At 37.8% G+C, this 26858-nt stretch carries 23 protein-coding genes; 9 read left to right on the plus strand and 14 right to left on the minus strand.

Translation table 11 applies throughout. The annotated features are described in order from the left end of the window. From DNK84_RS00560 to hutG, 5 genes are all read right to left on the minus strand, one after another. Positions 1-1131: BCCT family transporter (locus DNK84_RS00560; protein ID WP_162902129.1), on the minus strand; the 1131-nt coding region annotated here is incomplete at its 3' end. Positions 1132-1208: 77 nt separating this feature from the next. Next, on the minus strand, positions 1209-2402 hold the full coding sequence (gene hutI / locus DNK84_RS00565) for an imidazolonepropionase (protein WP_119342632.1): 1194 nt from the start codon (positions 2400-2402) through the stop codon (positions 1209-1211). 14 nt (positions 2403-2416) lie between these two features. After that, positions 2417-3997 (minus strand): histidine ammonia-lyase, encoded by a 1581-nt coding sequence (gene hutH / locus DNK84_RS00570; protein WP_235826782.1) that lies wholly within the window; start codon positions 3995-3997, stop codon positions 2417-2419. After that, positions 3994-5667, minus strand: coding sequence for a urocanate hydratase (hutU, locus tag DNK84_RS00575; RefSeq protein ID WP_119342633.1), 1674 nt, complete (start codon positions 5665-5667; stop codon positions 3994-3996). The genes hutH and hutU overlap by 4 nt, the downstream gene beginning before the upstream one ends. A gap of 12 nt (positions 5668-5679) precedes the next feature. Beyond that, a complete protein-coding gene (gene hutG / locus DNK84_RS00580; protein WP_119342634.1) occupies positions 5680-6702 on the minus strand; it encodes a formimidoylglutamase in 1023 nt (340 codons plus the stop codon). A 239-nt stretch (positions 6703-6941) separates the two neighbouring features. Here hutG and DNK84_RS00585 point away from each other — a divergent pair, with 239 nt between their 5' ends. Beyond that, positions 6942-8342: an amino acid permease gene (locus tag DNK84_RS00585; RefSeq protein ID WP_119342675.1), complete on the plus strand. Its 1401-nt coding sequence runs from the start codon at positions 6942-6944 to the stop codon at positions 8340-8342. Positions 8343-8397: 55 nt separating this feature from the next. On the opposite strand, the gene DNK84_RS00590 is transcribed toward DNK84_RS00585, so the two are convergent. Next, positions 8398-9450, minus strand: coding sequence for an FUSC family protein (locus DNK84_RS00590; protein WP_119342635.1), 1053 nt, complete (start codon positions 9448-9450; stop codon positions 8398-8400). A 138-nt stretch (positions 9451-9588) separates the two neighbouring features. Between DNK84_RS00590 and pyrF the strand changes: the two genes are divergently transcribed. From pyrF to DNK84_RS00605, 3 genes are all read left to right on the plus strand, one after another. Next, entirely contained in the window at positions 9589-10395 is an 807-nt protein-coding gene (gene pyrF, locus DNK84_RS00595; protein WP_235826783.1) for an orotidine-5'-phosphate decarboxylase, read from the plus strand. Positions 10396-10497: 102 nt separating this feature from the next. After that, complete coding sequence (locus DNK84_RS00600; protein WP_119342636.1) at positions 10498-11766, plus strand: AAA family ATPase; 1269 nt, start codon at positions 10498-10500, stop codon at positions 11764-11766. A gap of 18 nt (positions 11767-11784) precedes the next feature. Next, positions 11785-12426, plus strand: coding sequence for an RloB family protein (locus tag DNK84_RS00605; RefSeq protein WP_119342637.1), 642 nt, complete (start codon positions 11785-11787; stop codon positions 12424-12426). Positions 12427-12431: 5 nt separating this feature from the next. Here the strand turns inward: DNK84_RS00605 and DNK84_RS00610 are convergent, their stop codons facing one another. Next, positions 12432-13706 carry a lipopolysaccharide biosynthesis protein gene (locus DNK84_RS00610; protein WP_119342638.1) on the minus strand — a complete coding sequence of 425 codons (1275 nt, stop codon included), beginning with the start codon at positions 13704-13706 and terminating at the stop codon, positions 12432-12434. Positions 13707-13786: 80 nt separating this feature from the next. After that, positions 13787-14104 (minus strand): TusE/DsrC/DsvC family sulfur relay protein, encoded by a 318-nt coding sequence (locus DNK84_RS00615; RefSeq protein WP_119342639.1) that lies wholly within the window; start codon positions 14102-14104, stop codon positions 13787-13789. Positions 14105-14392: 288 nt separating this feature from the next. Between DNK84_RS00615 and DNK84_RS00620 the strand changes: the two genes are divergently transcribed. After that, a complete protein-coding gene (locus DNK84_RS00620; protein WP_119342640.1) occupies positions 14393-14995 on the plus strand; it encodes a LysE family translocator in 603 nt (200 codons plus the stop codon). A 19-nt stretch (positions 14996-15014) separates the two neighbouring features. On the opposite strand, the gene tilS is transcribed toward DNK84_RS00620, so the two are convergent. From tilS to lgt, 4 genes are read right to left on the minus strand one after another with little or no spacing between them, the layout of a single operon-like run. Then, positions 15015-16268, minus strand: a complete 1254-nt coding sequence (gene tilS, locus DNK84_RS00625; protein ID WP_162902130.1) for a tRNA lysidine(34) synthetase TilS — start codon at positions 16266-16268, stop codon at positions 15015-15017. A gap of 8 nt (positions 16269-16276) precedes the next feature. After that, the gene (serA, locus tag DNK84_RS00630) at positions 16277-17521 is read right to left on the minus strand and encodes a phosphoglycerate dehydrogenase (RefSeq protein WP_119342642.1); all 1245 of its coding nucleotides are present in this window, start codon (positions 17519-17521) and stop codon (positions 16277-16279) included. Then, entirely contained in the window at positions 17518-18351 is an 834-nt protein-coding gene (locus DNK84_RS00635) for a thymidylate synthase (RefSeq protein WP_119342643.1), read from the minus strand. Before DNK84_RS00635 ends, serA begins: the two co-directional genes overlap by 4 nt. After that, the gene (gene lgt / locus DNK84_RS00640) at positions 18336-19148 is read right to left on the minus strand and encodes a prolipoprotein diacylglyceryl transferase (RefSeq protein ID WP_119342677.1); all 813 of its coding nucleotides are present in this window, start codon (positions 19146-19148) and stop codon (positions 18336-18338) included. Before lgt ends, DNK84_RS00635 begins: the two co-directional genes overlap by 16 nt. Positions 19149-19340: 192 nt before the next feature. Here lgt and fur point away from each other — a divergent pair, with 192 nt between their 5' ends. The 4 genes from fur (at position 19341) to DNK84_RS00660 (ending at position 24448) form a co-directional block, all read left to right on the plus strand. Then, complete coding sequence (gene fur, locus DNK84_RS00645; protein ID WP_119342644.1) at positions 19341-19766, plus strand: ferric iron uptake transcriptional regulator; 426 nt, start codon at positions 19341-19343, stop codon at positions 19764-19766. A gap of 1 nt (position 19767) precedes the next feature. After that, entirely contained in the window at positions 19768-20916 is a 1149-nt protein-coding gene (gene recF / locus DNK84_RS00650; protein WP_119342645.1) for a DNA replication/repair protein RecF, read from the plus strand. Continuing rightward, positions 20913-21629 (plus strand): SIMPL domain-containing protein, encoded by a 717-nt coding sequence (locus DNK84_RS00655; RefSeq protein ID WP_119342646.1) that lies wholly within the window; start codon positions 20913-20915, stop codon positions 21627-21629. Before recF ends, DNK84_RS00655 begins: the two co-directional genes overlap by 4 nt. A gap of 116 nt (positions 21630-21745) precedes the next feature. Continuing rightward, positions 21746-24448 carry an AAA family ATPase gene (locus tag DNK84_RS00660; protein WP_119342647.1) on the plus strand — a complete coding sequence of 901 codons (2703 nt, stop codon included), beginning with the start codon at positions 21746-21748 and terminating at the stop codon, positions 24446-24448. Here the strand turns inward: DNK84_RS00660 and DNK84_RS00665 are convergent. Next, positions 24445-25350 (minus strand): DMT family transporter, encoded by a 906-nt coding sequence (locus DNK84_RS00665; RefSeq protein WP_119342648.1) that lies wholly within the window; start codon positions 25348-25350, stop codon positions 24445-24447. The two genes, DNK84_RS00660 and DNK84_RS00665, sit on opposite strands and share 4 nt — an antisense overlap. Beyond that, on the minus strand, positions 25350-26822 hold the full coding sequence (ubiD, locus tag DNK84_RS00670) for a 4-hydroxy-3-polyprenylbenzoate decarboxylase (protein WP_119342649.1): 1473 nt from the start codon (positions 26820-26822) through the stop codon (positions 25350-25352). Before ubiD ends, DNK84_RS00665 begins: the two co-directional genes overlap by 1 nt. Positions 26823-26858 lie beyond the last annotated feature (36 nt).

Here is a 26858-nt window from a genome sequence, read left to right on the forward strand (position 1 = left end):
ATTTTGTGCGCTTCCCTTAATAGCAGAATTACCAAAAACAGTTAGCCATAAGAAGGTGAACCCTGTTGGAATAAATAAAACACCAACAAGGAATTCGCGTATCGTTCTTCCCTTTGATACACGTGCAATAAACATTCCTACAAAAGGTGACCAGGCAATCCACCACCCCCAGTAAAACAAGGTCCAACCGCTCAGCCAGCCTTGCTTATTTTGATATGCATATAAATTAAATGTTTTCTGGACAATCGTGCTTAAATAGTTTCCAGTATTTTGTACAAAAGACTGTATTAATGACGTTGTGTTGCCAAATATCAATAGAAATATTAATAAGGCGACCGCCAGTATAATATTGAAATTACTTAATCCCTTAATTCCTTTGTCCAATCCGGATGCAACTGAGCTTGTAGCAATTAGCGTAATAATGACAATGATGATCGTTTGTACAGAAGCATCATTAGGAACATTAAACAGGTAGGCTAATCCAGCGTTGACCTGTGTTGCCCCAAGCCCAAGCGAGGTTGCCACGCCAAACATCGTACCTAAAATGGCAAAGACATCAACCGCATGACCAATTGGGCCAAAAATACGTTTTCCTAGCAATGGAAAAAGTGCAGATCTTGGTAAAAGTGGCAGTTTATGGCGATAAGAAAAATAAGCTAGTGATAAGCCAACAATTGCATAGACTGACCAGGCTTGAAGTCCCCAGTGAAAGAAGGTTACATTCATGGCATCTTTCGCTGCGGCAAACGAGCTTGTTGTCGCGATGACATCAGGTGGAGCAATAAAGTGTTGAAGTGGTTCTGCAACACTGAAAAACATCAGTCCAATACCCATGCCTGCGGCAAATAGCATCGCAAACCAGGAAAGATTACTATATTCAGGTGTTGAATGATCAAGACCCAATTTAATATCACCAAGGCGGCTCACCATTAAAAAAACACAAAGTACAAGGAAAATGGCCATTGCCAAAATATAAAGCCAACCGGCATGTAATGTTAACCAGCTTTGCATTGCGCCAAAGATGGCTTTTGCATCCTGCGGCCATAACACGCCAATACAGGCAAAGATAATGATCAATCCTAGTGCTGGATAAAAAACAGGAACATGTGCCCCTTTTTGTCTATTTAACATTTACGCTCCTTTTCCTTGATTCATAATCCCTTATTTACCCTATCATAATTTTCAGCAGTTTGGAAATAGCGTATTTTTCAACCTATTTGGCCATCTTTAATACGGTGTTGACAGTAGTTGAAGGTCGGGTTGTAAACGATCTCATTATAATGTTGGCAATCCCACAAAATGATATCTGCCTTTTTATTAATACTGATGCTGCCTGTTGAAAGGTCAAAACCCAAAGCCTTGGCAGCATGTAACGTTGTTCCTTTAAAGGCCTGGTAGGGGGTTAAACCAAATAAAACACAAGCCATATTCATCATCAAAGGCAGTGATAAAAAAGGTGATGAGCCTGGATTGGCATCTGTGGCAATCGCAATATCAACCTTGTGAGATAGCAATGCTTTTACTGGGGGAAGTTTTGTTTCTTTAAGAAAGTAAAAAGCACCCGGTAGTAACACGGCAACAGTATTATGCTGTTTGAGTAAAGGAACATCTTCTGGCGCTAGATATTCCAAATGATCAACAGAACATGCGCCCATTTGTGCGGCAAGTTTTGCACCTTTAAGATCAGAAAGTTGTTCGGCATGAAGCTTAAGCTTAAAGCCCAATGCTTTGGCTTTGGTAAAAAGTCGTTTGATCTGTGCATGAGAAAAACCAATAGATTCACAAAAGCCATCGACGAATTCACTTAATTGGTTTTGTTGCAGTGCCGGCAGCATATTATTAATAATATCATCGATGTAAGCATCCTTATCCTGATACTCTTTTGGCAGGGCGTGTGCACCTAAAAACGTTGGTATGATATCAATAGCAAGTTCATGATTGAGTGCTTTTGCAACTTTTAACATCTTAAGTTCATTGTCTAAATCAAGTCCATATCCTGATTTTATCTCACAGGTAGTTGTGCCATAGGACATCATTTGCAAAAGGCGTTTTTTTGCACTGTCAAAAAGTGTATCTTCACAAGCTTTTCGTGTGGCATTAACCGTTGAGATGATTCCGCCACCACTTTCTGCAATTTCTTTATAGCTGACACCTTGCAAACGCTTTTCAAACTCATCAGCACGGCTGCCACCATAGACAACATGGGTATGGCAATCAATTAAACCAGGTGTAACAAGTTTGCCATGATGCTCGATAATTTCTGCGGCTTCAGGGAGGTTATCATTTGTTGGTAATATATCAATAATATTACCCTGGTCTATTAATATATGCGCGTTGTCATAAATATCATCGTTTTCATTAAAACTGACAATATGTGCATTTTTTATTAATAAATCATACATGTGTTATTGGGCCTTTATTGGTCTGTATGGTTGAATAATTTTGCCTGAATATCTTCGTAATAGATTTTGTTTGTGATAATGCTTGTTGCTGTTTCAATATCTTTGGCAAAATATCTGTCTTGATCATATGACGGAACCTTATCACGTATCAGTTGTAATTTTTGTGTTAGCACAGGCGAGCTCTTCAAAGGTGCTTTTAATGAGATCCCCTGACAAGCAGCAAGTGTTTCAATTGCAAGAATCGATAAGACATTATCACAAATGGTGTTAAGCTTGGCACCAGCAAAGGTTGCCATACTCACATGGTCTTCCTGATTTGCTGAGGTTGGTAAGCTGTCAACACACGCAGGATGCGCCAGTGTTTTGTTTTCACTTGCCAATGCAGAGGCAGTGACATGTGCTAACATAAAGCCTGAGTTTAAACCTGCATCATTGACTAAAAAAGCCGGTAAACCACTTAAATTCTTGTCGATTAACAGCGCAATGCGTCTTTCTGCAATAGCACCGATTTCAGCACAAGCAAAGCTTAGCATATCTGCACTCATGGCTGAGATTTCTGCATGGAAATTACCACCGGAGATGATTTCTTTTTCTTCAGTGAGAATCAGCGGGTTATCTGAGACACCATTGGCTTCGTTTAAAAGATGTGTTTTGGCATTATTAATCACCTGCCATATTGCACCCATTACTTGTGGTTGGCAGCGTAAAGAATAAGGATCTTGCACCTTCTGGCAACTCTTTTGGTGGACTTCCATTAATTGACTTTTATCAAGCAAATCGCGAACTACGTTGCTAAAGATGATCTGTCCTTTACTTTTTTTAATTTCTGCTATTTTAGGGTGAAAGGGCTTAATACTTGCCTGAACAGCATCAATACTTAGACTACCTGAAATCGTTGCAATGCTGAAATTACGCATTGTCTTTATTAATCCCATTATTGCCAAAGCCGTTGAAACTTGTGTGCCATTTAATAAGGCAAGACCTTCTTTTTCCTGTAAGGTGACAATTGAAATTCCTGCTTGATCTAATGCTTTTTTTGCACTGATATGTTGGCCATTATAATTAACATCGCCTTCACCAATTAACGCCATACTCATATGTGCAAGTGGTGCTAGATCACCTGAAGCACCCACAGAGCCTTTTTCAGGGATGATTGGATAGATTTCATGATTGTAAAGTGCAATCAGTGTGTCTAGTGTGTTTTGGGTGATACCTGAGTATCCTTGCGCCAATGAATTGATTTTCAATAGCATAATAAGTTTAACGACAAGGCTTTCAAGTGGCTTTCCTACACCGCTTGCATGAGATAAAACAAGGCGTTTTTGTAACTCTTTTAAATCCTTTTTAGAGATTTTTTGATCGGCCAATAAGCCAAATCCTGTATTAATGCCATAAACACTTTGTTCACTATCAATGACGTCTTGTACAAGCGCTCGAGATTCATCAATCCTTTGATATGTTTTTTGATCAAGGTAAATATGAATCGGATTGAAGATAAGTTTTTGGAGATCTTCAAGTGACAGATTTCCTGGCTGTAAGCAGAATAACTGGTTTTTCATATGAGGTTTGTTTATCGTATCAATTGTAAGATTCATAGACTTACCTTATCCATGTGTTTGTTAAGCATCGGAAGATTTAACCCTTTTTGTTTTGAACAATCAATAGCACTTTGGTAACCAGCATCAGCATGGCGCATAACGCCTGTAGCAGGATCGTTAGTTAGTACACGCTCAAGCCTTTTAGCCGCTTCTTTTGTCCCATCGGCAACAATGACCACACCGGCATGTTGAGAAAAGCCCATACCGACACCACCGCCGTGATGAAGGCTTACCCAGGTAGCACCACTTGCTGTATTTAATAGTGCATTGAGCAAGGGCCAGTCTGATACTGCATCAGAGCCATCCTTCATGCTTTCAGTTTCTCGATTTGGGCTGGCAACAGAACCTGAATCAAGATGATCTCGCCCAATCACGATAGGAGCTTTAAGCTCACCTTTGGCAACCATTTCATTAAAGGCAAGCCCAAGTTTTGCCCGATCACCCAAACCAACCCAGCAGATTCTTGCAGGGAGTCCTTGAAAGGCAATGCGTTCTTTGGCCATATCTAACCAGTTGTGCAAGTGCTTGTAATCTGGAAGTAATTCTTTGACTTTTTGATCCGTTTTATAAATATCTTCAGGGTCACCAGATAAAGCAATCCAGCGAAAAGGACCAATGCCTTGACAAAAAAGTGGGCGAATATATGCAGGAACAAAGCCCGGGAAATCAAAGGCGCAACCTATCCCTTCTTCAAGTGCAACTTGGCGAATATTATTACCATAATCAAAAGTTGGAATTCCTTGTTTGTGATAGTCAAGCATTGCTTTAACATGTATGGCAATTGATTTTCTTGCCTCAGCAATAACCTTATCTGGATTGCTTTGACGCATTTGTTGTGCTTTTTCTAATGTCCAGCCAATCGGTAAGTAACCATTTAATGGATCATGTGCACTTGTCTGGTCAGTCACAGCATCAGGCTTGATTCTTTTTTTAACCATTTCAGGCAAAATCTCAGCAGCATTGCCTAATAGTGCTACAGAGATTGCTTTTTTTTGCTGGCAAGCATTGTTAATTATCTGTATGGCTTCATCAAGCGTTTTTGCTTTGTAATCAACATAACCGGTGCGAAGGCGAAAATCGATTCGTGATTCATCGCATTCAATTGCTAATACACATGCACCAGCTAATACGCCTGCCAAAGGCTGTGCGCCACCCATGCCGCCAAGCCCTGAAGTTAATATCCATTTACCAGATAGCACCCCTTGATAGTGCTGTCTTCCCATCTCAACAAAGGTTTCATAAGTCCCCTGGATGATCCCTTGAGAACCAATATAAATCCAGGATCCAGCCGTCATTTGTCCATACATCATAAGCCCTTTCTTATCAAGCCAGTTAAAATGATCCCAGTTTGCCCAGTGTGGTACAAGGTTTGAATTGGCAATAAGCACACGTGGGGCATCAGTATGTGTTTTAAAAACACCCACAGGCTTACCAGATTGAATTAATAGCGTTTCATCTTCATTAAGCGCTTGCAAGCTTTCAATAATTTGATCAAAGCATGCCCAGTTACGTGCGGCTTTACCAATACCACCATAAACAACAAGGTTATCAGGGTGTTCTGCAATATCTGGATCAAGGTTATTCATCAACATTCGTAGTGCTGCCTCAGTTGACCATGATTTTGCAGATAATTTAGGGCCTGTAGGTGCTTTAATATTTCGTGTCATATACACTCCTTTTTATGCATGTAAATATTCAGCCAGCAAAATACCAGCCAGTTTTGCGGTTTTATTATCAATATCTTTTTGAGGGTTTAACTCAACGATATCAAGGCTTATGATTTGATTTGACTTCTTTAGTTTCCTTAGGCTGTCAACAACATAAAAAGGATCAATACCAAGTGGCTGATCAGCGCTTACACCAGGTGCGATAGATGCGTTAAAGACATCTAAACAAATACTGATATAAATTTGTCTGTGCTTTTTGATGATATCATCGATAAAGGTTGTATCAGGATGCTTGTGAATAGTTTCAGCTAATTGATATTTCACATGATTTTCATCGGCAAAGGCAAATAAATCTCGGGTATTCGCAAATGGTTGAATCCCTAAGCAGTAATAATGGAAAGGTTTATTGTTGGTCTTTGTATATTGCAGCGCCTGGTAAAAAGGTGTGCCAGAGCTTCCTTTGTCATCTTGAAGTGTTTGTCGTAAATCAAAGTGCGCATCAAAGTTAACAATAGCTGGTATATTATGTTTATAAATTCCCTGTAAGTGTCCCCAGGCTGTTTCATGCCCCCCACCAATAATAATTGGCATCGCGCCAGAATCGATGATTTTATCCACATAGGTTGCCAGTGTTTTTTGAGCCTGCTCAAGGGTTTGTGCATCACACATAATATCACCGGCATCAAACAGTTGAAAATTATCTTGATGTACTGGTAGATTATAAAACTGCTTTCTAAAAGCGTCAGGCCCTAATTTGGCACCAGCAATACCATGGTTTCTCACAACACCTATATCACAGCAAAATCCTAAAATAATATAATTGTGCTGATTAGATTGATTTGTGATTTCCTTAAGGTGTTGCTGATCATCTAGGTCAATGGGCTGGGCAATTTGATAGAAATATTGCCGTTCAATATTTGTATGACGCTTTGCAAGGGACTGTAATGAAGCTTTTAAGCAAATATACATAAGTGAAGAATTTATCTTATTTTGTTGTTTGGTAATATACTTACCAATATTTTGGCCTGTTGACAACGGTTTTCTTTGTTTTTTGTAAGATTAATATCTTTAGGTGATAAAAATACATTTATGTAAATTTTATAATTTTTCTATCGCGCTTTTTGTAAAAATGTAGTAGCTTTTTTATTACCGCTTAATAATTAAGTATAATTTCTAGGGAGTGATATTTGAACGTACAAGTTGCTACTGTGCAAAAGGAAGAAGCACTATCTTCAACGACATTACAACGGGATTTGAAATCAAGACATTTAACCATGATTGCGCTTGGTGGTGCGATTGGTACAGGACTTTTTCTGGCAAGTGGTTCAGCAATCTCGCAGGCAGGTCCAGGTGGCGCGCTTGTAGCGTACGGGCTTGTGGCGATTGTGGTATATTTATTAATGACAAGCTTAGGCGAGATGGCAACTTATGCACCAACAACAGGTACATTTAATAAATATTCAGAAAAGTTTGTTGATCCAGCCTTTGGGTTTGCTATGGGGTGGAACTATTGGTTTAACTGGGCAATTACAATTGCTTCAGAGTTATTAGCAGCAGGATTCTTAATGCAGTTTTGGTTTCCAGAGACACCTGTTGTCATGTGGAGTGGCATTTTCTTTTTTTTAATCATGGGCATTAATATTTTCTCTGTACGTTTATACGGTGAATCTGAGTATTGGATGTCATTGATTAAGGTTGCTTTTATCGTTATTTTTTTAGTCGTTGGAATTCTTGCTATATTCGGTATTAGTAAAAATGGGCATACGGTCGGATTTAGCAACTGGCAGATTGGCCATGCGCCTTTTAATGGCGGAATATTCACTATTTTGGGTGTGTTTTTAGTTGCCGGCTACTCTTTCCAAGGTGCTGAAATTGTTGGTGTGGCAGCTGGAGAAGCAAAAAACCCTAAAAAGGCAATACCAAAAGCAATTAAGAGTACCTTTTGGCGCTTAACCCTATTTTATGTATTGGCCTTGGGGGTGGTAGGCTTTTTAGTCCCTTATACGGCAAGTTGGCTTGCAAATCCAAACTCAAATGTGGCGATGAGTCCTTTTACCATGGTTTTTGATAATGCTGGCTTTTCTTATGCAGCAAGCCTTGTGAATGTTGTATTAGTAACGGCGGTATTATCTGCAGCAAACTCTTGTGTGTATACTTCTTCAAGAACCTTATGGTATTTGGCAAAATCCAAACAGGCACCAAAATTTTTTGCGCAAACGAATCATAAAGGAACGCCTGTTTGGGGGATTTTGATTACTGCATTGATGGGGGCAGCATTCTTCTTAGCTTCATTTATTAGTAATGGCATTGTTTTTAACTGGTTGATTAATTTAATTAGCCTTTGTGGCTATATCAGCTGGTTGAGTATTGCGATTACCCACTTACGGTTTCGCCGTGCTTATATCAAACAAGGACGCCAGTTATCAGATTTAACCTATCGATCAAAATTTTTCCCTTATGGCCCTGTTATTGCGATTGTAGCAATTTTGATCATGATGTTTGGTATGCAGTTTGAAGCACTTTGGCGGCATACGGCAACCTGGGTCAACTTTTTAGCAACTTACAGTGGCGTTATTTTGTTTATGGCTGCATTTTTAATTTATAAATGGGTAAAGAAAACTAAATTTGTTCGCTTAGAAGCGTGTGATTTGGATTTCTTTAGAAAAGAAGCCTGAGAGACATATAACAAATATAAAATAGTTGCAATTAAATGGCTGAGATAGTCTTGGCTTAGCGTTGTTTTAATAATGATGTAATGCGGGCATAAATAAAATACAAAAGGCTTGCAAACAAGATGCATAAAAGTGTGATGCCAGTGCTTTGTAGCCGTTCAACGCCTGCCTGAATGGATAATGTGCCTGTTGTGCCATAAAGAGCAGTAATAAAACATAAATTAGCTTGGGCGCCCATGTAAGATATATATTTTGATTGCAACTGGATAACGCCGAACAACATAATGATTAAAAAAGCAATAATGAGAATCATCAGATTGTTCAATGGTAAGAACCCAAGAAAGAAAGGAAAAATAAGTCCAACTAAACAGCCACTAAAACGCAGTATTGATAAGTGGCGAATGTGAAAATATTCAAATGCAGACATCACAGCAACAACGCCAATAAGTGCCTGTTCAAACAGTAATACATTTTTAAATGGCAATGTAAGAAAAAAAGTAAAAGCTAAAGTAACAATAAACAAAATAGAAAAAACAACTGCTTCTTTAAGTCGTTTTATCTGAAACTTGTTTGTTGTTTTATCACGCAGGGCAGTTGCACTTTTTAAGAAAGGGACTGCCAATAAAAGCATGATAAAAGTACCAATCAAAGTAACGATAAGTCTGTCGGTGATAATATACACTGCCTGAGTTTTTGATTCTGTGATAAAGGGATAGAAAAATAAACTGATGGTAACGCAGAACATAATAAAGAAATATGTGTACTCATCAAAAAGGTACGCCAGTAATATACTGATTATTAAAAGTAAAATAATCAGTATGATAATACCCATATCTGAGTGGATAAAATTGACGCAGATAAGTGCGATGATCAATGCAACGAATGTACCAAGGCAACGCATCACACCACGTTTTATTGTCATTTGTCTTTCACTACTTAGTATTCGGACACAGGCATAACCTGCCCAGTAGACATATTGTAAATTAAGCAATAAGGCAATTTCAGTTGAAACAAGCGCGCCTAAAGCAAGCATACAAGAGATGAAAAAAATATAGGGGCTTAACTGTATATCACGAAAAGCATTATATATGTGTTTAAGATGCGCTCTCATTATTTTTGCCGATGTTTTGCTTAAGTGGGTAATTGTTATATTTTTATTTGCTTATGTAAATAATAGTCACTAATAAACTTTTATAGATATTTGTATTGTTGAAATGTGATAGTGCTATCTAATAGAAGCGATAAAGGTTTGCCAGCATTTATATATTTTGCTATAGTGGGCACTCAAATCAATAACCGGTTTGAATCAATGAAGTTTTCTTTTTCTCAATCAAAGCATCCAGTGACACAAAAGCTTGCAAGATTGATGCAGCAAAAACAAAGTAATTTAGCACTCTCAGCAGATGTAACAACAGCCAAAGCATTGATGGATTTGGCAACAAGTGTCGCTGATGATATCGTTATATTAAAAACACACATCGATATCATTACCGATTTTACGCCAGATTTAACAAAATGTTTAAGGCAGCTGGCGGATGAAAAAGGTTTTTTGCTATTTGAGGATCGTAAGTTTGCCGATATTGGTAATACGGTGTTACATCAAGTCAAAGATGGGGTCTACCATATTGCAAGTTGGGCAGATATTATTAATGCGCATTTATTGCCGGGGCTAGGGATTATTGATGGGCTTAAAGCAGGTTGTAATGGGCGTGATATTGGTTTGCTGCTGCTAGCTCAGATGAGTAGCAAACAAAATCTATTTACAAAAAGCTATACCGATATCACCGTGCAACAAGCCCATAAAAATAAAGACTTTGTTATGGGTTTTATTGCTCAGGAAAAACTCAGTGAAGATGATGATCTGGTGACGATGACACCAGGGGTGAGCTTTCATGATAAAGGCGATGCGTTAGGGCAAAATTATCACACCCCTGAGTATGTGTTAAAGGAGAAAAAATCAGATATTGTTATTGTTGGACGTGGTATTTATGCTGCTGAGAATCCTAGAAGAACTGCACAGGAATATCGGCAAAAATCATGGAAGTATTTGCACTAAATTAATTTTTGTTTTCTTTTTATTCAAATTAGTGACTTATATTGATTTAAGTGCTATATTTGGCATTATTTGTTAAATATGCTCCTTAAATAGGTTGACAATATGCTTGTTGAGTTTTCTGTTAAAAACTTTAAATCAATTAAAGAAGAAATCAAGTTCAGTCTAGTTGCAGACAATGGTAAAGAACTTTATAAAGAAAATGTTATGGAAGCTTCAGCATCAGAAGGAGGAAAAAGGATTCCTTTAATAAAATCAGCTGCACTTTACGGTCCAAATGCTGGGGGAAAAACAAATATTATTAAAGCATTAGCGGCTATGCGACAGATTGTAATGACTTCTGCTCAAGAATTCAGAAAGTTGCCTATTGTGCCATTCAAGCTCAGTAAATCCACTTTAAATTTACCAACTGAATTTGAGGTTATTATTATTTTTGAAGGTGTTCGTTATCAGTATGGGTTTTCCGCTACTTTGGAGAAGGTTTATGATGAATGGTTGTTTGCCTTTCCCAAAGGACGAGTGCAAACATGGTTTGAAAGAACTTGGAATGATAAGTCAGGGAAATATGATTATTATTTTGGTGATAAGCTTACTGGAGATAAGGATGTTTGGCGAAGAGCTACTCGAGATAATGCATTATTTCTATCAACGGCAATACAGCTTAATAGTGAAAAACTTAAACCTGTTTTTGATTGGTTTTCAAATAAGTTACATATTGCTGGTGTGAATACTCATAACAGTTGGGGTTATGACTTTACACTGGGTTTATGTAAAAAAGACCGGAGCAAAGAAGAAATTTTAAACTTTTTAAAAGCTGCAGATTTTAGTATCACAGATGTTAAAGTACAAGAAGAGGATATGGTGAAAAGTTTTTCAACTGCTGTCCCAGAACATGTACGAGCCTTTTTAGAGCAGGAACTTCCCAATACACACTCAAGAATACTGACATTTCACCCTTCAGACAAAGGGGATATGGTAGAGCTTGATTATAAGGATGAATCTCATGGTACGCAAAAGATGTTTAGATTTTCGGGGCCATGGTTAGATAGTTTGCAAAAAGGGCATGTCCTTGTTGTTGATGAGCTAAACAATAACCTACACCCAGTATTGGTTCAATTTTTAGTACAGCTTTTCCATAATGAGAAAATGAATCAAAACCATGCTCAGCTTGTATTTTCTACGCACGAAACATCTATACTTAATCAGGATATATTTCGTCGTGACCAAATTTGGTTCTGTGAACAGCGAGATAAACAAGGTACAAGCTTATACCCTTTAACAGACTTTAGTCCTCGAAAAGGGGTGGATAATTTGGAGCGAGCTTACCTGTCTGGTAGATATGGTGCTTTACCTTTTGTTCACGAGCTTAAGTGAGCTTAAGGAGAAGATTTAATGCAAAGAAGGAGGAAACCAAAGCAGGGGAATGCACTTAGGCGGCAAAAGCGTAAATATGAACCTTATGATCGTGTATTAATTATTTGTGAAGGTGAAAAAACAGAACCAGGCTATTTTCAGGAGCTATGTGAGCACTACAGGTTAAGCACAGCAAATATAAAGGTTATGCCTTCTGATGGCTCGGATCCGATGTCTGTGGTGAAAAATGCAAAAAAATCTCAGAAACAAGAAGAGAAGCGAGGGGAAAAATATGATCGGATTTATTGTGTTTTTGACCGGGATGAACATACTAATTTTAATGATGCATTAAATAATATTAAGCAGAAGGAACTTAATTCTGCTATATCATACCCTTGTTTTGAATACTGGGTGTTGTTACATTTCATATATTGTCGCAGCCCATTTGAAAGAACGCAAAATAAAACAGCGGCTCAACAATGTGAGTCAGTGCTTAGAAAGGAGTTACCTGATTATCAAAAAGGAATGAAAGGACTATTTAAAAATTTATATTATAGGGTTGAAGTTGCGAAGAAAAATGCTGAAAAATCTTTAAGAGATGCTGAGAAGACGGGTGATAAGAATCCGTCTACAGAAGTTCATAAACTGGTTACTTATTTGCAGACTTTAAAAAATAAGTAACCAAACTAGGTTTTAATGGATCTTTTGCGAACAAACACTGTCGGATTAATCCGTAGTCTTTTCACCACAATAACCAATAGATAAATATTCCAAAATGCCATGGCAATGCTTGAGGCAATTGCAACGCCATAGGCATGCCAATAAAAAATAAACCAGATACCTAATACAATGTTAATACTTAACGCAATATAGAACACACGGCAGGTGATTTTCTCAAACCCAGCCATATTCAAAATGGTAAAAACACTGCCGCATAAAATGTTAATACTTTGACCAATCATTAAGATGCAAAATAGATAATAGGCCTGTGTATAAGCCTCTCCATAAAGCTGTGTGATCCAATATCCGCCAATAACTAAAGCAAGCATGCCAAGCATTGATAGCGAAAAAACGATTCGCGTATAACCGGTAATTTTGTGTTGAAAGTCTTCATGTGATAAGTGTTTATAATCATTGGCAACTTGTGCCATGATATTCGCACTTACTGCATTTAAGACAAAAACGACCAAAGCGCTTAGCTGTAAAGCTACGGCATAATAGGCAATGTTTTCATCAGTGGAGAAAATTTTTAATAATACAATATCAATTTGGCTTAGTAGCAAATTTCCCCATTTTAATAACATAAAGGCCAGGTTACTGCCGTGGGGTTTTTTTGCATCAAAGCCATAATGGCAGCTTACTTTAAACCAAAGTAGCAGCATATAACTGAAGATGACAATAAAGATAAGACCGACAAGACTTATTGGGTAATTAAGCTTTAGAAAAAAGAACACAGCGATGATAATCAGCATGCAAAGACGCATAAAAAGTTGAATTAAATTGGCATAGACAACTTTACGGTTAGCAATATAAAAAGACTGCAATAGATTGGCCATAAAAAAGGGTAGTGCAAATAAAAAGGAAAAGACTTCAATAAAACTGACATAGGGGTTGATGAAGTATAAATAACCCACTAATGCAAGGATCGCAAGAAGAAGTAAACTTATCCCTTTTCGCCAGAACCAGTTATGGTAGGTAAATACCTCCACAGCCCTTTTCTGGCCTTTTTTATCTGACCAGCCCCAGTTTCTTGCTAAAATCCCATCAGCACCCAGTGTGGCGATAACAGCGCAAATGGTGGCGGCGGTAACACCAAACATATACTGACCATATTCATTTACGGCGAAAAAACGTGCTAACAGTATTGCCGAGGCAAAAGCACTTAATTGACCAAGCGCTTGCACAAACATGGTGATGAGAGATTTTGTTAAGATTTCATTATGTAAAATACGCTTGATCAAAGGCCACCTTGGCAAGTTTGCTTTTATACTGGCAGAGATTTTAGCACAGATTGATCTGTGTAAAATAGTTTGGAGTCATATTAAATGCAGCGCTTTGGCTTTGGAAGTCCTGCAATTCTTGCTGCTTGTACGGCAGGGGAGACAGGAAAAAGCGTTTGCAGATATAAACTATTACCAACTTTATCACCGTATTTTTCTTTTAAACTTTTAACAAGCAGGCGGATTGCAGGTGCGCTTTGGTGTATTTGATAATAGTCACGTAAAAATAAAATAATGCGCCAGTGATCTTGTGAAAGCGTGATATTTTCATCTTGTGCCAATTGTGTTGCAATGGTTTCAGACCAGTTGTTAAAATCTTTTAAAAAACCGTCTTGGTCATAGAGGTTACTATTTGTCATTATCGTTAGACCATAGAAGGGCAATAGTTTTTGAATAATTTATTATGCCATAAAAATTATGATTACCACCAATGCTTTTATCGCTTTAATAGTATTGATACAGTGAGTTTCCCGTAATGTATAAAACTCAAAGGGAAAGGGTTAATTTAAAGGCTAAAAAAAGACAAACTTAAAAATTTTTGTTGGCATGTTAATGTTTTGTTGTTATCTTAGATCTGGTTAATATTATACCACTTGTAAATCGTTTTTCAGGCGGTATGTGCAATTTTCTATTAATGAGGGTTTAGAATGACATTTTTGCTTGCTTTGGTTTTTTATTGTGTTTCAACAACCGCAACGCCAGGGCCTAATAATTTTATGATTATGCTATCAAGTCTGCGTTTTGGTATTATGCGTTCACTGCCGCATTTTTTAGGCATCTGCTTTGGTTTTCCTATCATGGTTATTGCTGTAGGCATGGGCCTTAAGAGTGTTTTTGATCATTATCCGGTGATTCATACCATCATTAAATACTTGGGGGCAATTTATATGCTGTATCTGGCGGTTTCAATTATATTTGCCAGCACAAAGCTTGATGATCAAAATGAAAAACAAGCCAAGCCGCTAAGCTTTATTAATGCCGTGTTGTTTCAATGGGTAAATCCCAAAGCATGGGTCATGGCAATCGCTGCAATTGCTACTTATACCCAAGGGCAAAATCATCTGTTTTTACAGGTTGTGATTATTGCTTTTGTCTTTTTTATTGTCACTTTTCCAAGCATTGGATTTTGGCTTGTCAGTGGAAAATTTATTAAAAAATTCGTGCACAATCAAACCGCATTGCGATTATTTAATGTAGCGATGGGTATTTTATTAATTGCCTCAATTGCTTTATTGATATTTGATGTGTAACCATCTGACCAGTGTGAATCTATTTTGAAGATAAAAATTCAGGGCAGACAAAAAAAGGGTAAACAGCGACAATGTCATCTGGCTTTGCTTTTTGACAAATAATAATGGCTTTTTGCCGTTTGTTTGCGGAGATATCAAGCTCCTGAAATAGAATTTTTAATTTTTGTTTATGCTGTCTTTTAGGATAGCGACAGCGATCACCGGGTTGGCGTTGGCGAAATATAAGCTTCGTTGTTTTCACATCAAAATTAAGTGAATGTATATTTAGCCAATCAATGATTGTTTTTGTATCAGGCTGTGTTAAATCTGTTTTAGCAGTTAAAAGATTATTTCCATTGATTTTCGTTGCCAAAAGGCGCTTGTTTTGAATGGCGAATTGCCAGTGAGAAAGCCTATAGCACCAATTAGCACAGGCATTTTCAACACCTTGAAGGATTTGTTGTAATTGACGGTGGTGATATTGCTGATCTAAAATATTGTTTAACCAGTGCTGAATGAGGTGTTTTTGCTGCAGCTTCGAGAAATTTTTTAAACGTGAAAGTGCTAAAGTGTATTTGTTTTCATCAAAAAGTGTGTGAAGTTCTTTTTGTAGATAGTGATCCAATAAGCTTTGAGCTTCTTGACACCACATGGTACTTCTGGATAAAAGGGCGCTGGCATTTTGTTGAATACCTTCAAGTTCAGGTAGGATCTTATGACGGATGGCATTGCGGCGCAGATCCACACAGTTATTGCTCTCATCTTCAATCCAATCAATCGCATGTTTTCTGCAGTATTGTTGTAATTGTTTTTTTGTGTAATCTAATAAAGGACGGATAAGATGCCCTTTGGCAAAGGGTTGGTCGGGTTTAATGCCTGATAACCCCATGATGCCACTGCCGCGTAAAGCATTTAATAAGAAAGTTTCAGCCTGATCTTGTTGGTGGTGTGCAGTAAAAAGGATGCTATTAGGGTGTGTTGTTAACTTATCAGTAAAAAAAGCAAAACGCTGCTCTCGTGCCCATGCTTCAATATTACGCAGCTTATCTGGTGGCTGTAGTTGAATACTTTCAAAGTTTATGCCATAAGATTTAGCCTGTTGCTGACAGTGTTGTTGCCAGGTGTTGGCATGTATGCTTAAACCATGATTGATATGTAAAGCAGTAATATTGATGTCAAGATAGCTGCAAAGATGTAAAAGTGCACTTGAGTCAACACCGCCGCTAAAGCCAACAAAGATATGTTGCACCTGATATAGGTCAACCCATTGTTGTAATATTTTGCTATCTGGCATCATATTTTTTAAAATAAAATCCTGGCACGGATTGTGCCATCAATTGATTTAAGCTTTTTTATCAAAGTGCTGGAGTCATGCTGATCACTATTAATATCAACAACAACATAGCCAATCTCACCTAGCGTTCTTAAAAACTGGCCTTCTACATTAACATTTAAGTCAGAAAATATGCGGTTAATTGCACGCATCACCCCTGGTTGGTTATGATGGATGTGCAGGATTCTATGGATATTCTCTTCAGCAATCGTTGGCAGGGAAATCTCTGGAAAATTGACAGCTGACAGGGTTGAGCCATTATCGCTGTATTTTATGAGCTTATGCGCAACTTCAAGCGCGATATTTTCCTGTGCCTCTTGTGTGCTGCCACCAATGTGCGGTGTTAAAAATACATTATCAAAATCAACCAATGGGCTATTAAAAGGCTCATCATTACTTGAGGGTTCCTCAGGAAACACATCAATCCCGGCGCCTTTAAGCTTTCCTGTGCGAAGTGTCTGGCATAATGCATTAATGTCAACAACATGACCACGAGAAGCATTGATTAATACGCTGTTGGCTTTCATCATCTCAAGCTGTGGTGTTGTAATGAGGTTACGGGTAAGTGGTGTATCAGGAACGTGCAGTGTTACAATATCAGATTGCTTTAACAATGCTTTAAGACTGCTTAGCTGTCTTGCATTGCCTAAAGGCAGTTTGTTATCAATGTCATAATAAACAATATTAAGTCCTAAACTTTCTGCTAAGACACTGACTTGAGAGCCAATGTGGCCATAACCGACAATACCCAGCGTTTTCCCACGAACTTCATGAGCGCCTTGGGCTGATTTTTGCCATTGTTTTTGGTGCATCTGCTGGTTTTTATCAATAACATTGCGAAACAATAAGATCATTTGTCCAATGACAAGCTCTGCAACACTTCTTGTATTTGAAAAAGGGGCGTTAAATACGGGGATGCCCAGTTTTTGTGCTACTGGCAAATCGACTTGGTTGGTGCCAATACAAAAGCAGCCAATAGCGCTGATATGTGGGCTTTCTTGCAAAACATGTTGATTTAGCTGCGTGCGCGATCGCACACCGACGATTTTAACTTTTTTTAGTTTTTCGATCAGTGATTTATCATCAAGTGCATGGTGTAAGGTTTCAATATTTGTGTAACCTGCATCAATAAAGGTTTGTTTTGCTTTTGCATGAATGCCTTCAAGTAGCAGAATTTTAAGTTGTTTTTTGTCAACAGAGGTTGTAATTGTCATATGGCTACGGGTGCTTTAATTGCTTGATGGTGTTGGTAATTTAAAACGGCAAAGTCATCATATTGATAATCAAATATTGATGCAGGTTTTCGTTTTATCTGAAGCGTTGGCAGGGGTAGTGGACTACGTGCTAATTGCTGTTGAATCTGTTGTTTGTGGTTACTGTAGATATGGCAGTCACCACCTGACCAGATAAATTCACCAACCTCAAGATCTGTTTGTTGTGCCATTATGTGTGTTAGTAAGGCATAAGAGGCAATATTAAATGGCACACCTAAAAAAGCATCAGCTGAGCGCTGTGTCAGCATACATGAAAGCCTGTTATTGGCAACATAGAACTGAAAGAGCGTATGACAAGGTGGCAAGGCTGCTTTGCCATTTTTTACGTTTTGTTGCGCTGAAATACGCTCATCAGGCAAGACTTCTGGATTCCAGCTTGAAACGATAATCCGTCGTGAGTCAGGTGTTGTCTTGATAAGCTCGATAGCAGCCTGGATCTGATCGATAGATTGGCCATTGCTGGTTTGCCATGAACGCCATTGTTTACCATAAATAGGGCCAAGATCACCATCTTCACACGCCCACTCATTCCAGATACGCACACCATTGTTCGTCAGGTAATTATTATTGGTATCTCCCTTTAAAAACCACAAAAGTTCATGGATGACGCTTTTTAAGTGAATCTTCTTAGTTGTGACTAATGGAAAGCCATCTTGCAGATTAAAGCGCATTTGGTAACCAAAAATGCTTTTTGTACCTGTTCCGGTTCGATCTGATTTCTCAATGCCATATTGATCAATATAAGCTAAAAAATCTAAGTATTGTTGCATGACAGCTCCTTGGTATTGCGTGTATGCATTGAAACATAAAGTAAAATAAGTAAGCCACTGATAATCATTGGCAATGATAATAGTTGTCCCATGGTCATCCAGTTAAATAGCATATAACCCATTTGTGGGTCTGGCTGGCGGAAAAACTCGGCGATAAATCGGAAAATACCATACCACAATAAAAACTGTGCTGAAATAAATAAACGTGGTCGCTGTTTTTTTGAGAGCACCCATAAAATGATAAATAAACAGATACCTTCTAAAAAGAGCTCTAGCAGTTGGGAAGGATAGCGTGGCAGTGGACCTCCTGTAGGAAAAACCATGCCGATAGGTGAATCAGTCACTCGTCCCCATAGCTCGCCATTGATGAAATTTCCCAAACGTCCTGCACCAAGACCAATGGGCACCATTGGTGCTAAAAAATCTAAAACATCAAATACATTGCGCTTATGCTTGCGACAAAACAGCATAATCGCAATAACAACACCGATAAGCCCACCGTGAAATGACATACCACCATCCCAGACTTGAAAGATGATCCAAGGGTGTGTAATAAAGTTTTTGAAATCATAAAAGAGCATATAGCCAACACGGCCACCAATAATAACACCTAATGCTGCATAGAAGATGACATCAGAGACCTGAGTTGAATTGATTGGGCTGTATGGTTTTTTGCAGCGTCTTAATGAAAGTGCCCAGGCGCTGGCAAAACCAATTAAATACATGATCCCATACCAATGCACTTTAACCGGACCAATAGAAAAAGCAACCGGATCAATTTGTGGGTACATTAACATAACAGGCTTAGCATATTGTTTTTTAAAGATGATAGACATTATAACGATAAGCCGTTATATAATCTATACCGCTTGTTGATCATTTTGCAGGTCCGATTTTTAAAATACCAGTTTAAAAACATGCTTCATTTATATCATATATCCCGTTATAATGCTTTTTAACGCCACCATTGATAAGTGTTCTATAAAATCATGACTTTAGGAAAGGAAGATTTAAAGCAGGCTGGGCTTAAAATCACCCAGCAGCGATTAAAGATATTACATATTTTTGAAAATGCGGATAAACGCCATTTATCGGCAGATGATGTTTTTAAGCTGTTACAGCAAAACAATGAAGAAGTTGGTATTGCAACTGTATATCGAGTGCTGGCTCAGTTTGAATCTGCAGGTATCTTACAGCGTTTAAATCTGGGTGGTGATCAGGCTGTTTATGAGCTTGAATCTGATGAGCATCATGATCATATGATCTGTATTCATTGTCATAAAGTTGAAGAATTTGTTGATGATGTGATTGAGGCAAGACAGATCAAAGCAGTTGAAGAGCATGGTGGGCAACTGATTGAACATAGTTCGGTTTTATATATTAAGTGCAAAGATTGTTTGAAGAAAAAAAGCTAAAATGCATTTAACGCATTTAAACATACATCATTTTCGTAACATTGTGTTTGCAGATTTGCCATTGCATTCACGGTTTAACTTGATCTATGGTAATAATGGTTCAGGTAAGACTTCTATCTTAGAAGCCATTTATTTTTTATCTTTAGGGCGTTCATTTCGCAGTGCTCAGCTATCACGAATTATTCAGTATGAAGCACAGAACTTCCAGCTATTTGGTCGCTTTTTTGACCAAACTGAATTAACAATTGGCAGTATGCGCGAGAGAAATGGTAAAAGTGTGATTAAGCTCAATGGCGAAGCACAGCTTTCTCAGTCAGTTTTAACACAAGCATTTCCTGTGCAATTGTTTAATCCTGAGAGTTTTAACTTACTTAACAGTGGTGCACAACAGCGTTGTAAGTTTTTAGACTGGGGTGCTTTTTATTATGATAATGCTTTTTTAAAAACATGGCAGCAGGTGAAGCGGCTTGTAAAGCAAAGAAATGCCGCATTAAAACAGCAGTTTCCTCGAAATTACATTGAGATACTGGAAAACGAACTGGTAGAGAAATCACAAAGCTTGCATATACAAAGGCAAAACTACTTTGATAAGCTTGCGCCTAAGGTTCAGGAAATCTTATCTGTATTTTCAAATCAATTCGCTATTCAGATGAGTTATTTTAAAGGATGGTCATCAGATAAGCCTTTATCAGCCGTTTTAGCAGAACATTACATAATGGATGTGAAAACGGGGATAACAAATCATGGGCCACATCGAGCTGATTTGCGTTTTAAAGTGAATGGCCACCCAGCCCAAGATATTCTCTCACGTGGTCAACAGAAACTTTTAATCTGCGCGATTAAATTGGCACAAGGTGCGCTTTTCTCACAAAAGCGAAAAACAGGTTGTCTTTATTTAGTGGATGATCTTCACTCAGAGTTGGATCAAACGCATTTATCCCACTTGTTTGAGAAACTTATGCAAACAAATGGGCAGGTGATTGCGACTTGTATTGAGAGATCGCACTTATCTGATTTATTTAAACCATATGATGCGCAATATTTCCATGTTAATAATGGCAGATTGTGTGACACAAAGATCAATCAGGAAAATCTGGCACAGCAGGGGTCAAGTGAAAAAACTTTTTTATCAGCAGGAGAACAACAGTGAAGAAAAATAATGTATATATTATGATAAGTGCCGCTATTTTATCGATAGGGATTATTGTATTAGGTTATTGTATTTCATATGGCATTTTACATTTTCATCAATTTAACCGGTATGTTTCAGTCAAGGGCCTTTCTGATCGGAAGGTTCAAGCAGACAATGTTATATGGAAGATTAACTATAATGCAACGGCAACAAGCCTAAGTAAGCTATATCAAAAAATAAACACAGATCAGCAGTTAATCAAATCATTTTTGCTTGAAAATGGTATTGATAAAAAGAATATTTATTTTGGCTCAATCTCAACGAGTCAAAACACTAAGAAGGTGGATAAAAACGGGCAAGAAGAGAGCTCATATATTGAATATAGTTCATATGGCGATGTGACCGTTACAACATCTCAGGTAACATTAATTCAGTCATTATCACAAAAGGTTATAGACCTTGTTTCAAAGGATGTGTTAATCAGCAGTAACGATGTGCAGTATTATTATACAAAGCTAAATGAAATCAAGCCAGAAATGCTAAAACTTGCAACAAATAATGCCAAGCTTGCCGCGTGGAAATTTGCAGAAAATGCCCAGGCAAATTTAGGTTCATTAAGACAGGCAAGCCAAGGCTTGTTTACGATTAGTAATGCAGATCACAGTTATGGGAACAGTGATCCATCTAAAGTGATCAGAGTTGTTGTCAATGCTGAGTATTTTATAAAGTAGTCTAAAGGTCGTTTGCCTTAAGTCAGATTATCAAGGTGATATTTCAATATACCTCATTATATGGGAGAATAATGCAATACGTATATTAACTTAACTTGTGTGGAAGTGCTGAAAATATGTTTCCTATTTTGTATTACAAAGATTTAGACTATTCTGGGTTAAAGAGTAAATTTGATAAAGTGGTTACTTCACTGTCGCAGGGTGATTTTAAGTCGGCGGATGTTAAAAAACTTAAGCCAACTGGGTATTTTCGTGCGAAATTAGACGATACAAATCGATTGTTGTTTTTGCCTGTTAAACATCAAGGACATACCCACTTTTTGATGTTGGAAGTGATTAAAAATCACGATTATAATAAATCAAGGTTTTTAGCTGGATCAGAGCTTAAAGAAGAAAATATTATTGCAAATGATATGAGTCAGCAGAATATTTCTTATGATATGAAGTTTGTACAAAAGAACAGGCCTGTTCGGTTACTTGATAAATTTATTATGTTCGATGATAGGCAAGATGATATCATCCAACATCCATTGCCATTAATTATTATCGGTTCTGCAGGAAGTGGTAAAACATCAGTAACGTTGGAAAAATTAAAAACCTTAACGGGGCATTGTTTATATATTAGCTTATCAAGTTATCTTGTCAGCCATACTCAAAAAATTTATTATGCGCATGGCTACCAAAATTCGGACCAAGAGCTGGACTTTTTGTCTTTTGAGGAATTTTTAGAGACCATTAAAATCCCAGGTGGAAAGGAAATTACTGCAAGTGAGTTTATGAAATGGTTCCATAATCAGGCGACATCAAAAAATATTAAAGATGGCCGTAAATTATTTGAAGAGTTTCGTGGCGTGATTACAGGTGCTGATGCATCAGTGAACTATTTGTCAAAGGATAGATATATGTCACTAGGTGTCAAGCAATCAATTTATCTTGAAGAACAAAGGCAAGAAGTGTATCAGCTTTTTGAAAAATATTTGAACTTCCTGAAAAAAGAGAATTACCATGACAGTAATATCACCGCCAATGAATACCAATCATTGGCTGAAAAAAAGTATGATGCAGTTGTTATTGACGAGGTGCAGGACTTTACCAATAGTCAACTGTCGCTAGTATTAAATTCGTTAAAGCAAAGCGGGCAGTTTTTGCTTTGTGGCGATGCGAACCAAATTGTGCATCCCAACTTTTTTTCTTGGTCAAATTTAAAATCCTACTTTCATACGACAGATGCGTTTCACACGCATAAAATTACACAAATTTTAACAAAAAATTACCGAAACTCTCCTGAAGTTACTGAGTTAGCCAATAGAATTTTAAAGTTTAAAAATTACCGTTTTGGTTCTGTTGATAAAGAGAGTCATTATTTGGTGGAGAGTGTCTCACAATCAACAGGAGAAGTGAGTTGTTTAGGGATGACGCCTAAAATTGTCAAAGAGTTTAATGAGAAAACTTCAAGCTCAATCCATTATGCTGTGCTGGTCTTGCATGAAAGCGATAAAGCCAAAGCAGCCTTGCATTTTAAAACACCTTTGATATTTACGGTGCAAGAAGCAAAAGGGTTAGAGTACCAAAACATTATTTTATATAACTTTATTTCTAATGAATCAAGATATACTGAGATCGCAAAAGGCATGGATGCATCATATCTAACCGTGGATTTTGAGTATGCCAGAGCAAAAAAGAAAACAGATAAGTCGCTTGAGACGTATAAGTTTTATATTAATGCCTTGTATGTCGCTGTAACAAGATCTGTTAAAAATGTATATCTTATCGAAGAGGTGCCGAAACATCGCTTTTTGCAATTGCTTGAGGTTAATGAAATTAACAACTTGTTGCTGCAGGAGGAAACTTCCTCATCTGATGAGTGGCAGAAAGAGGCCAGTAAACTTGCCATGCAAGGCAAAAAAGAGCAAGCACAAGCCATTGAAGAAAAAGTGTTGAAAAAACAGCAAGTCCCTTGGGAAGTGATCAACAAAGATGTTTTACAACAACTGATTCAAAAGTGTTTAGTTACAAAAAAAGTGTCTAAGAAAGAACAAATTACGCTTTTAAACTATGCACTTGTTTACAACGATCAAAAATTAATAACGCAGCTGACTCAATTTGGGCTTAAAGCAGCACAGAATCTTAATAAATCGATGACGCTTTTAGAAGATGCTTATTTTCGTGAGTATATGTATCGAAACAGCACAGCCATGCTGGGAAATATTAATCGTTATGGTATAGCGTTTCGTAATACCTTTAACATGACACCACTTATGTGTGCAGCTTATGTCGGTAATAGCGAGCATATTGCTGAGTTAACTCAGTTAGGTGCCGATATTAATGAGGTGGATAATAATAATCAAACGGCTTTGTTTATCGCGTTATCAAAAGCCACTAAGGATGATAAATACCTTAAAAACAAATTGCCAGATATTTATCAAACGCTTATTCCAGATGCGATTTCACTGCAAATTAATGATAAGTTAATCAAGATTCCTGCACATAAAGGGGAATTTTTATTGTTATTGTGGATGATGATGTATTTAAGGTATGAAAGCCATAACGTTAAGCCTGGGTTGATATTAGCGTTTACTGCGGTTAAGTTGTTTGAAATGTTTTCAAGTTTTAGTGATAAAATAACGCCAGTATTTCGTAAAAAAAGACAGTATATAAGCAGCATTCTATCTAAAAATGAAGTTAATAGTACACACCCATACAATTATAAACTTTTCAAACGGATCAAGCGTGGTGTATATACTGTGAATCCTGATGTAAAAATGCGAATAAGTGGTGAGTGGGTCAATGTGAGTGAAATGAGCGATCATGAAGCTTAATGCTTATTGGTCTTCATTAAAACGGTAAGTAATACGATCGCACTAATAATCAATACAACCCCTATCCAGGAAATGAGGTTTAATCCCTCATTATAGAAAATTCTTCCCCACAAAAGGCCAACAATGGATGCGACACCGCCAACCAAAGAGTAATAAACCGGTCCTGCCAGTTTGATTAGGATAAATAAAACGATGTAGCCGGCACTTGATAGGATGATTTCAAGTAAAATCAGCCAGTCATTGGTGTTAAGCGGGAAGCTTATTGGGTAAAACTTATGCATCAAAAATGTCAGTGGTGTCAAACAAATCGATGAGATGATCAGCATACCTAAGGATAGGCTTAAAGAATTACTTGGCATTGGACGAAAGGCAGAAATCCATACCGCACAAAGTGAGAATGACAAAGGCGCAATCAAAGTAATAATGCTCCAAGGGATATTATGCAGGCTTGGCAGAGATGAATTACTGATAATGGTTAAAAAGATGCCTAAAAAGCCAATAAGAACAAGTAAAAATCGCTGATAGGTAAAGCGTTCCAATGCAAATAAGATAGACAAAGGAAAGGTTAAAATGGGCACGGTATTTACTAAAACGGTTAAAATACCTGAAGGGATGTGCTGTGCGGCAAAATACATCATGGTGTTGGGTATCGCGATACCCAAAACACCACAGGCGATATAATAACGAATATAATTGGGTTTAATTGAAAAAGGGATCTTGGCGCTTATCACAACCAAAATCAAGAAGATCATGGGACCTATGGATTGCCAAAAGCCATAACCTAAGGGATGTACACCGTGGGTCATGCAATACCTGGCAATAGTATAGCCTGACCCCCAAAGTGTCCCAAGCAGCAATAACAGCAGTACGGATTGTAGCGATTTGGATCGAAATAAACGCATTAGATGTCTAACTTATGCCACATCTGGTCAATTTTATCGATGATATCCTGGCGCATTTCAATCTTTTTCCCCCATTCACGCGTTGTTTCTCCTTGCATTTTATTGGTAGCATCTAAGCCCATTTTTGACCCTAAGCTTGATACGGGTGAGGCAAAGTCTAAATAGTCAATAGGTGTGTTGTCAATTAAAGTTGTATCACGGGTTGGGTCCATACGTGTTGTAATTGCCCAGATGACATCTTCCCAGTTTCTGACATTGATATCATCATCAACCACAATGACAAACTTGGTGTACATAAACTGTCTTAAAAAAGACCATACACCCATCATGACACGCTTGGCATGTCCTGGGTATTGTTTTTTAATACTCACCACAGCCATGCGATACGAGCAGCCTTCAGGCGGTAAATAGAAATCAATGATTTCAGGGAATTGTCGCTGAATAATCGGTACAAAAATCTCATTAAAAGCCACCCCTAAAACAGCAGGCTCATCCGGTGGTCTTCCTGTGTAGGTACTATGATAGATGGGGTTTTTACGATGGGTTATTTTTTCAACCGTAAATACAGGAAATGTTTCTACTTCGTTGTAATATCCCGTATGATCACCAAAGGGGCCTTCTTCTGCAATATCGTGAGGATAGATAAAGCCTTCTAAAATTATCTCAGCATGTGCTGGCACCTGAATCTCTTCACCGTGAAGTGAAGAGTTGACAAGTTCAGTTTTACCACCACGCAATAATCCGGCAAAGGCATATTCTGATAGTGTATCGGGAATTGGTGTCACTGCCGCTAATGTTGTTGCAGGATCAGCCCCTAGTGCGACACATACAGGAAATGGCTTATCTGGATATTTCTGGCACCAGGCTTGATAATCTAATGCACCACCACGGTGATGTAACCAGCGCATAATAAGTTTATTCTTGCCAATGACTTGTTGGCGATAAATACCCAGATTTAAACGTTCCTTTCGAATACTGTTGGTGATTGTTAATCCCCAGGTAATTAAAGGGGCGGCATCTTCAGGCCAGCAGGTTTGAATAGGCATTTTATAAAAATCAATGGCATCTTTTTCAATAATAACTTCTTGGCAAGGCGCTTTTTTGATGACTTTTGGTGACATTTTTAATACCTGCTTTAACACAGGCAGCTTATCCCAGGCATCTTTTAAGCCTTTAGGTGGTTCGGGTTCTTTCAAATAAGCTAAAAGCTTACCAATCTCACGCAATTTGCTGGCATCTTCGGCACCCAAGGCCAAAGCGATTCTTTGCTCGGTACCAAATAGATTGGTTAACACCGGCATATCAAAGCCTTCTGGGTTGTTAAACAATAATGCAGGACCCTTGTTGTGCAGCACGCGTGATGAGATCTCCGTCATCTCTAAAAAAGGAGAAATGGCTTGTTTGATACGTTTGAGTTCTCCATTTTGTTCTAAATAGTCAAGAAACCCGCGTAAGTCTTTGTAATGTAACATGGTTGCAATTGCAGATAAGTTCTAAATTACTTTGTA

Source organism: Facilibium subflavum (assembly GCF_003574485.1).
Classification (GTDB): Bacteria; Pseudomonadota; Gammaproteobacteria; order Francisellales; family Francisellaceae; genus Facilibium; species Facilibium subflavum.

Excerpts from the sequence above, each read along its gene's own strand:
- DNK84_RS00620 (WP_119342640.1), top strand. The coding sequence starts at position 14,393 with ATGACATTTTTGCTTGCTTTGGTTTTTTATTGTGTTTCAACAACCGCA.
- hutI (WP_119342632.1), bottom strand. The coding sequence starts at position 2,402 with ATGTATGATTTATTAATAAAAAATGCACATATTGTCAGTTTTAATGAA.
- DNK84_RS00600 (WP_119342636.1), top strand. The coding sequence starts at position 10,498 with ATGCTTGTTGAGTTTTCTGTTAAAAACTTTAAATCAATTAAAGAAGAA.
- tilS (WP_162902130.1), bottom strand. The coding sequence starts at position 16,268 with ATGCCAGATAGCAAAATATTACAACAATGGGTTGACCTATATCAGGTG.
- recF (WP_119342645.1), top strand. The coding sequence starts at position 19,768 with ATGCATTTAACGCATTTAAACATACATCATTTTCGTAACATTGTGTTT.
- DNK84_RS00660 (WP_119342647.1), top strand. The coding sequence starts at position 21,746 with ATGTTTCCTATTTTGTATTACAAAGATTTAGACTATTCTGGGTTAAAG.
- fur (WP_119342644.1), top strand. The coding sequence starts at position 19,341 with ATGACTTTAGGAAAGGAAGATTTAAAGCAGGCTGGGCTTAAAATCACC.
- DNK84_RS00590 (WP_119342635.1), bottom strand. The coding sequence starts at position 9,450 with ATGAGAGCGCATCTTAAACACATATATAATGCTTTTCGTGATATACAG.
- DNK84_RS00585 (WP_119342675.1), top strand. The coding sequence starts at position 6,942 with ATGATTGCGCTTGGTGGTGCGATTGGTACAGGACTTTTTCTGGCAAGT.
- DNK84_RS00665 (WP_119342648.1), bottom strand. The coding sequence starts at position 25,350 with ATGCGTTTATTTCGATCCAAATCGCTACAATCCGTACTGCTGTTATTG.
- hutU (WP_119342633.1), bottom strand. The coding sequence starts at position 5,667 with ATGACACGAAATATTAAAGCACCTACAGGCCCTAAATTATCTGCAAAA.
- hutH (WP_235826782.1), bottom strand. The coding sequence starts at position 3,997 with ATGAATCTTACAATTGATACGATAAACAAACCTCATATGAAAAACCAG.
- lgt (WP_119342677.1), bottom strand. The coding sequence starts at position 19,148 with ATGTTAATGTACCCACAAATTGATCCGGTTGCTTTTTCTATTGGTCCG.
- serA (WP_119342642.1), bottom strand. The coding sequence starts at position 17,521 with ATGACAATTACAACCTCTGTTGACAAAAAACAACTTAAAATTCTGCTA.
- ubiD (WP_119342649.1), bottom strand. The coding sequence starts at position 26,822 with ATGTTACATTACAAAGACTTACGCGGGTTTCTTGACTATTTAGAACAA.
- DNK84_RS00605 (WP_119342637.1), top strand. The coding sequence starts at position 11,785 with ATGCAAAGAAGGAGGAAACCAAAGCAGGGGAATGCACTTAGGCGGCAA.
- DNK84_RS00635 (WP_119342643.1), bottom strand. The coding sequence starts at position 18,351 with ATGCAACAATACTTAGATTTTTTAGCTTATATTGATCAATATGGCATT.
- DNK84_RS00615 (WP_119342639.1), bottom strand. The coding sequence starts at position 14,104 with ATGACAAATAGTAACCTCTATGACCAAGACGGTTTTTTAAAAGATTTT.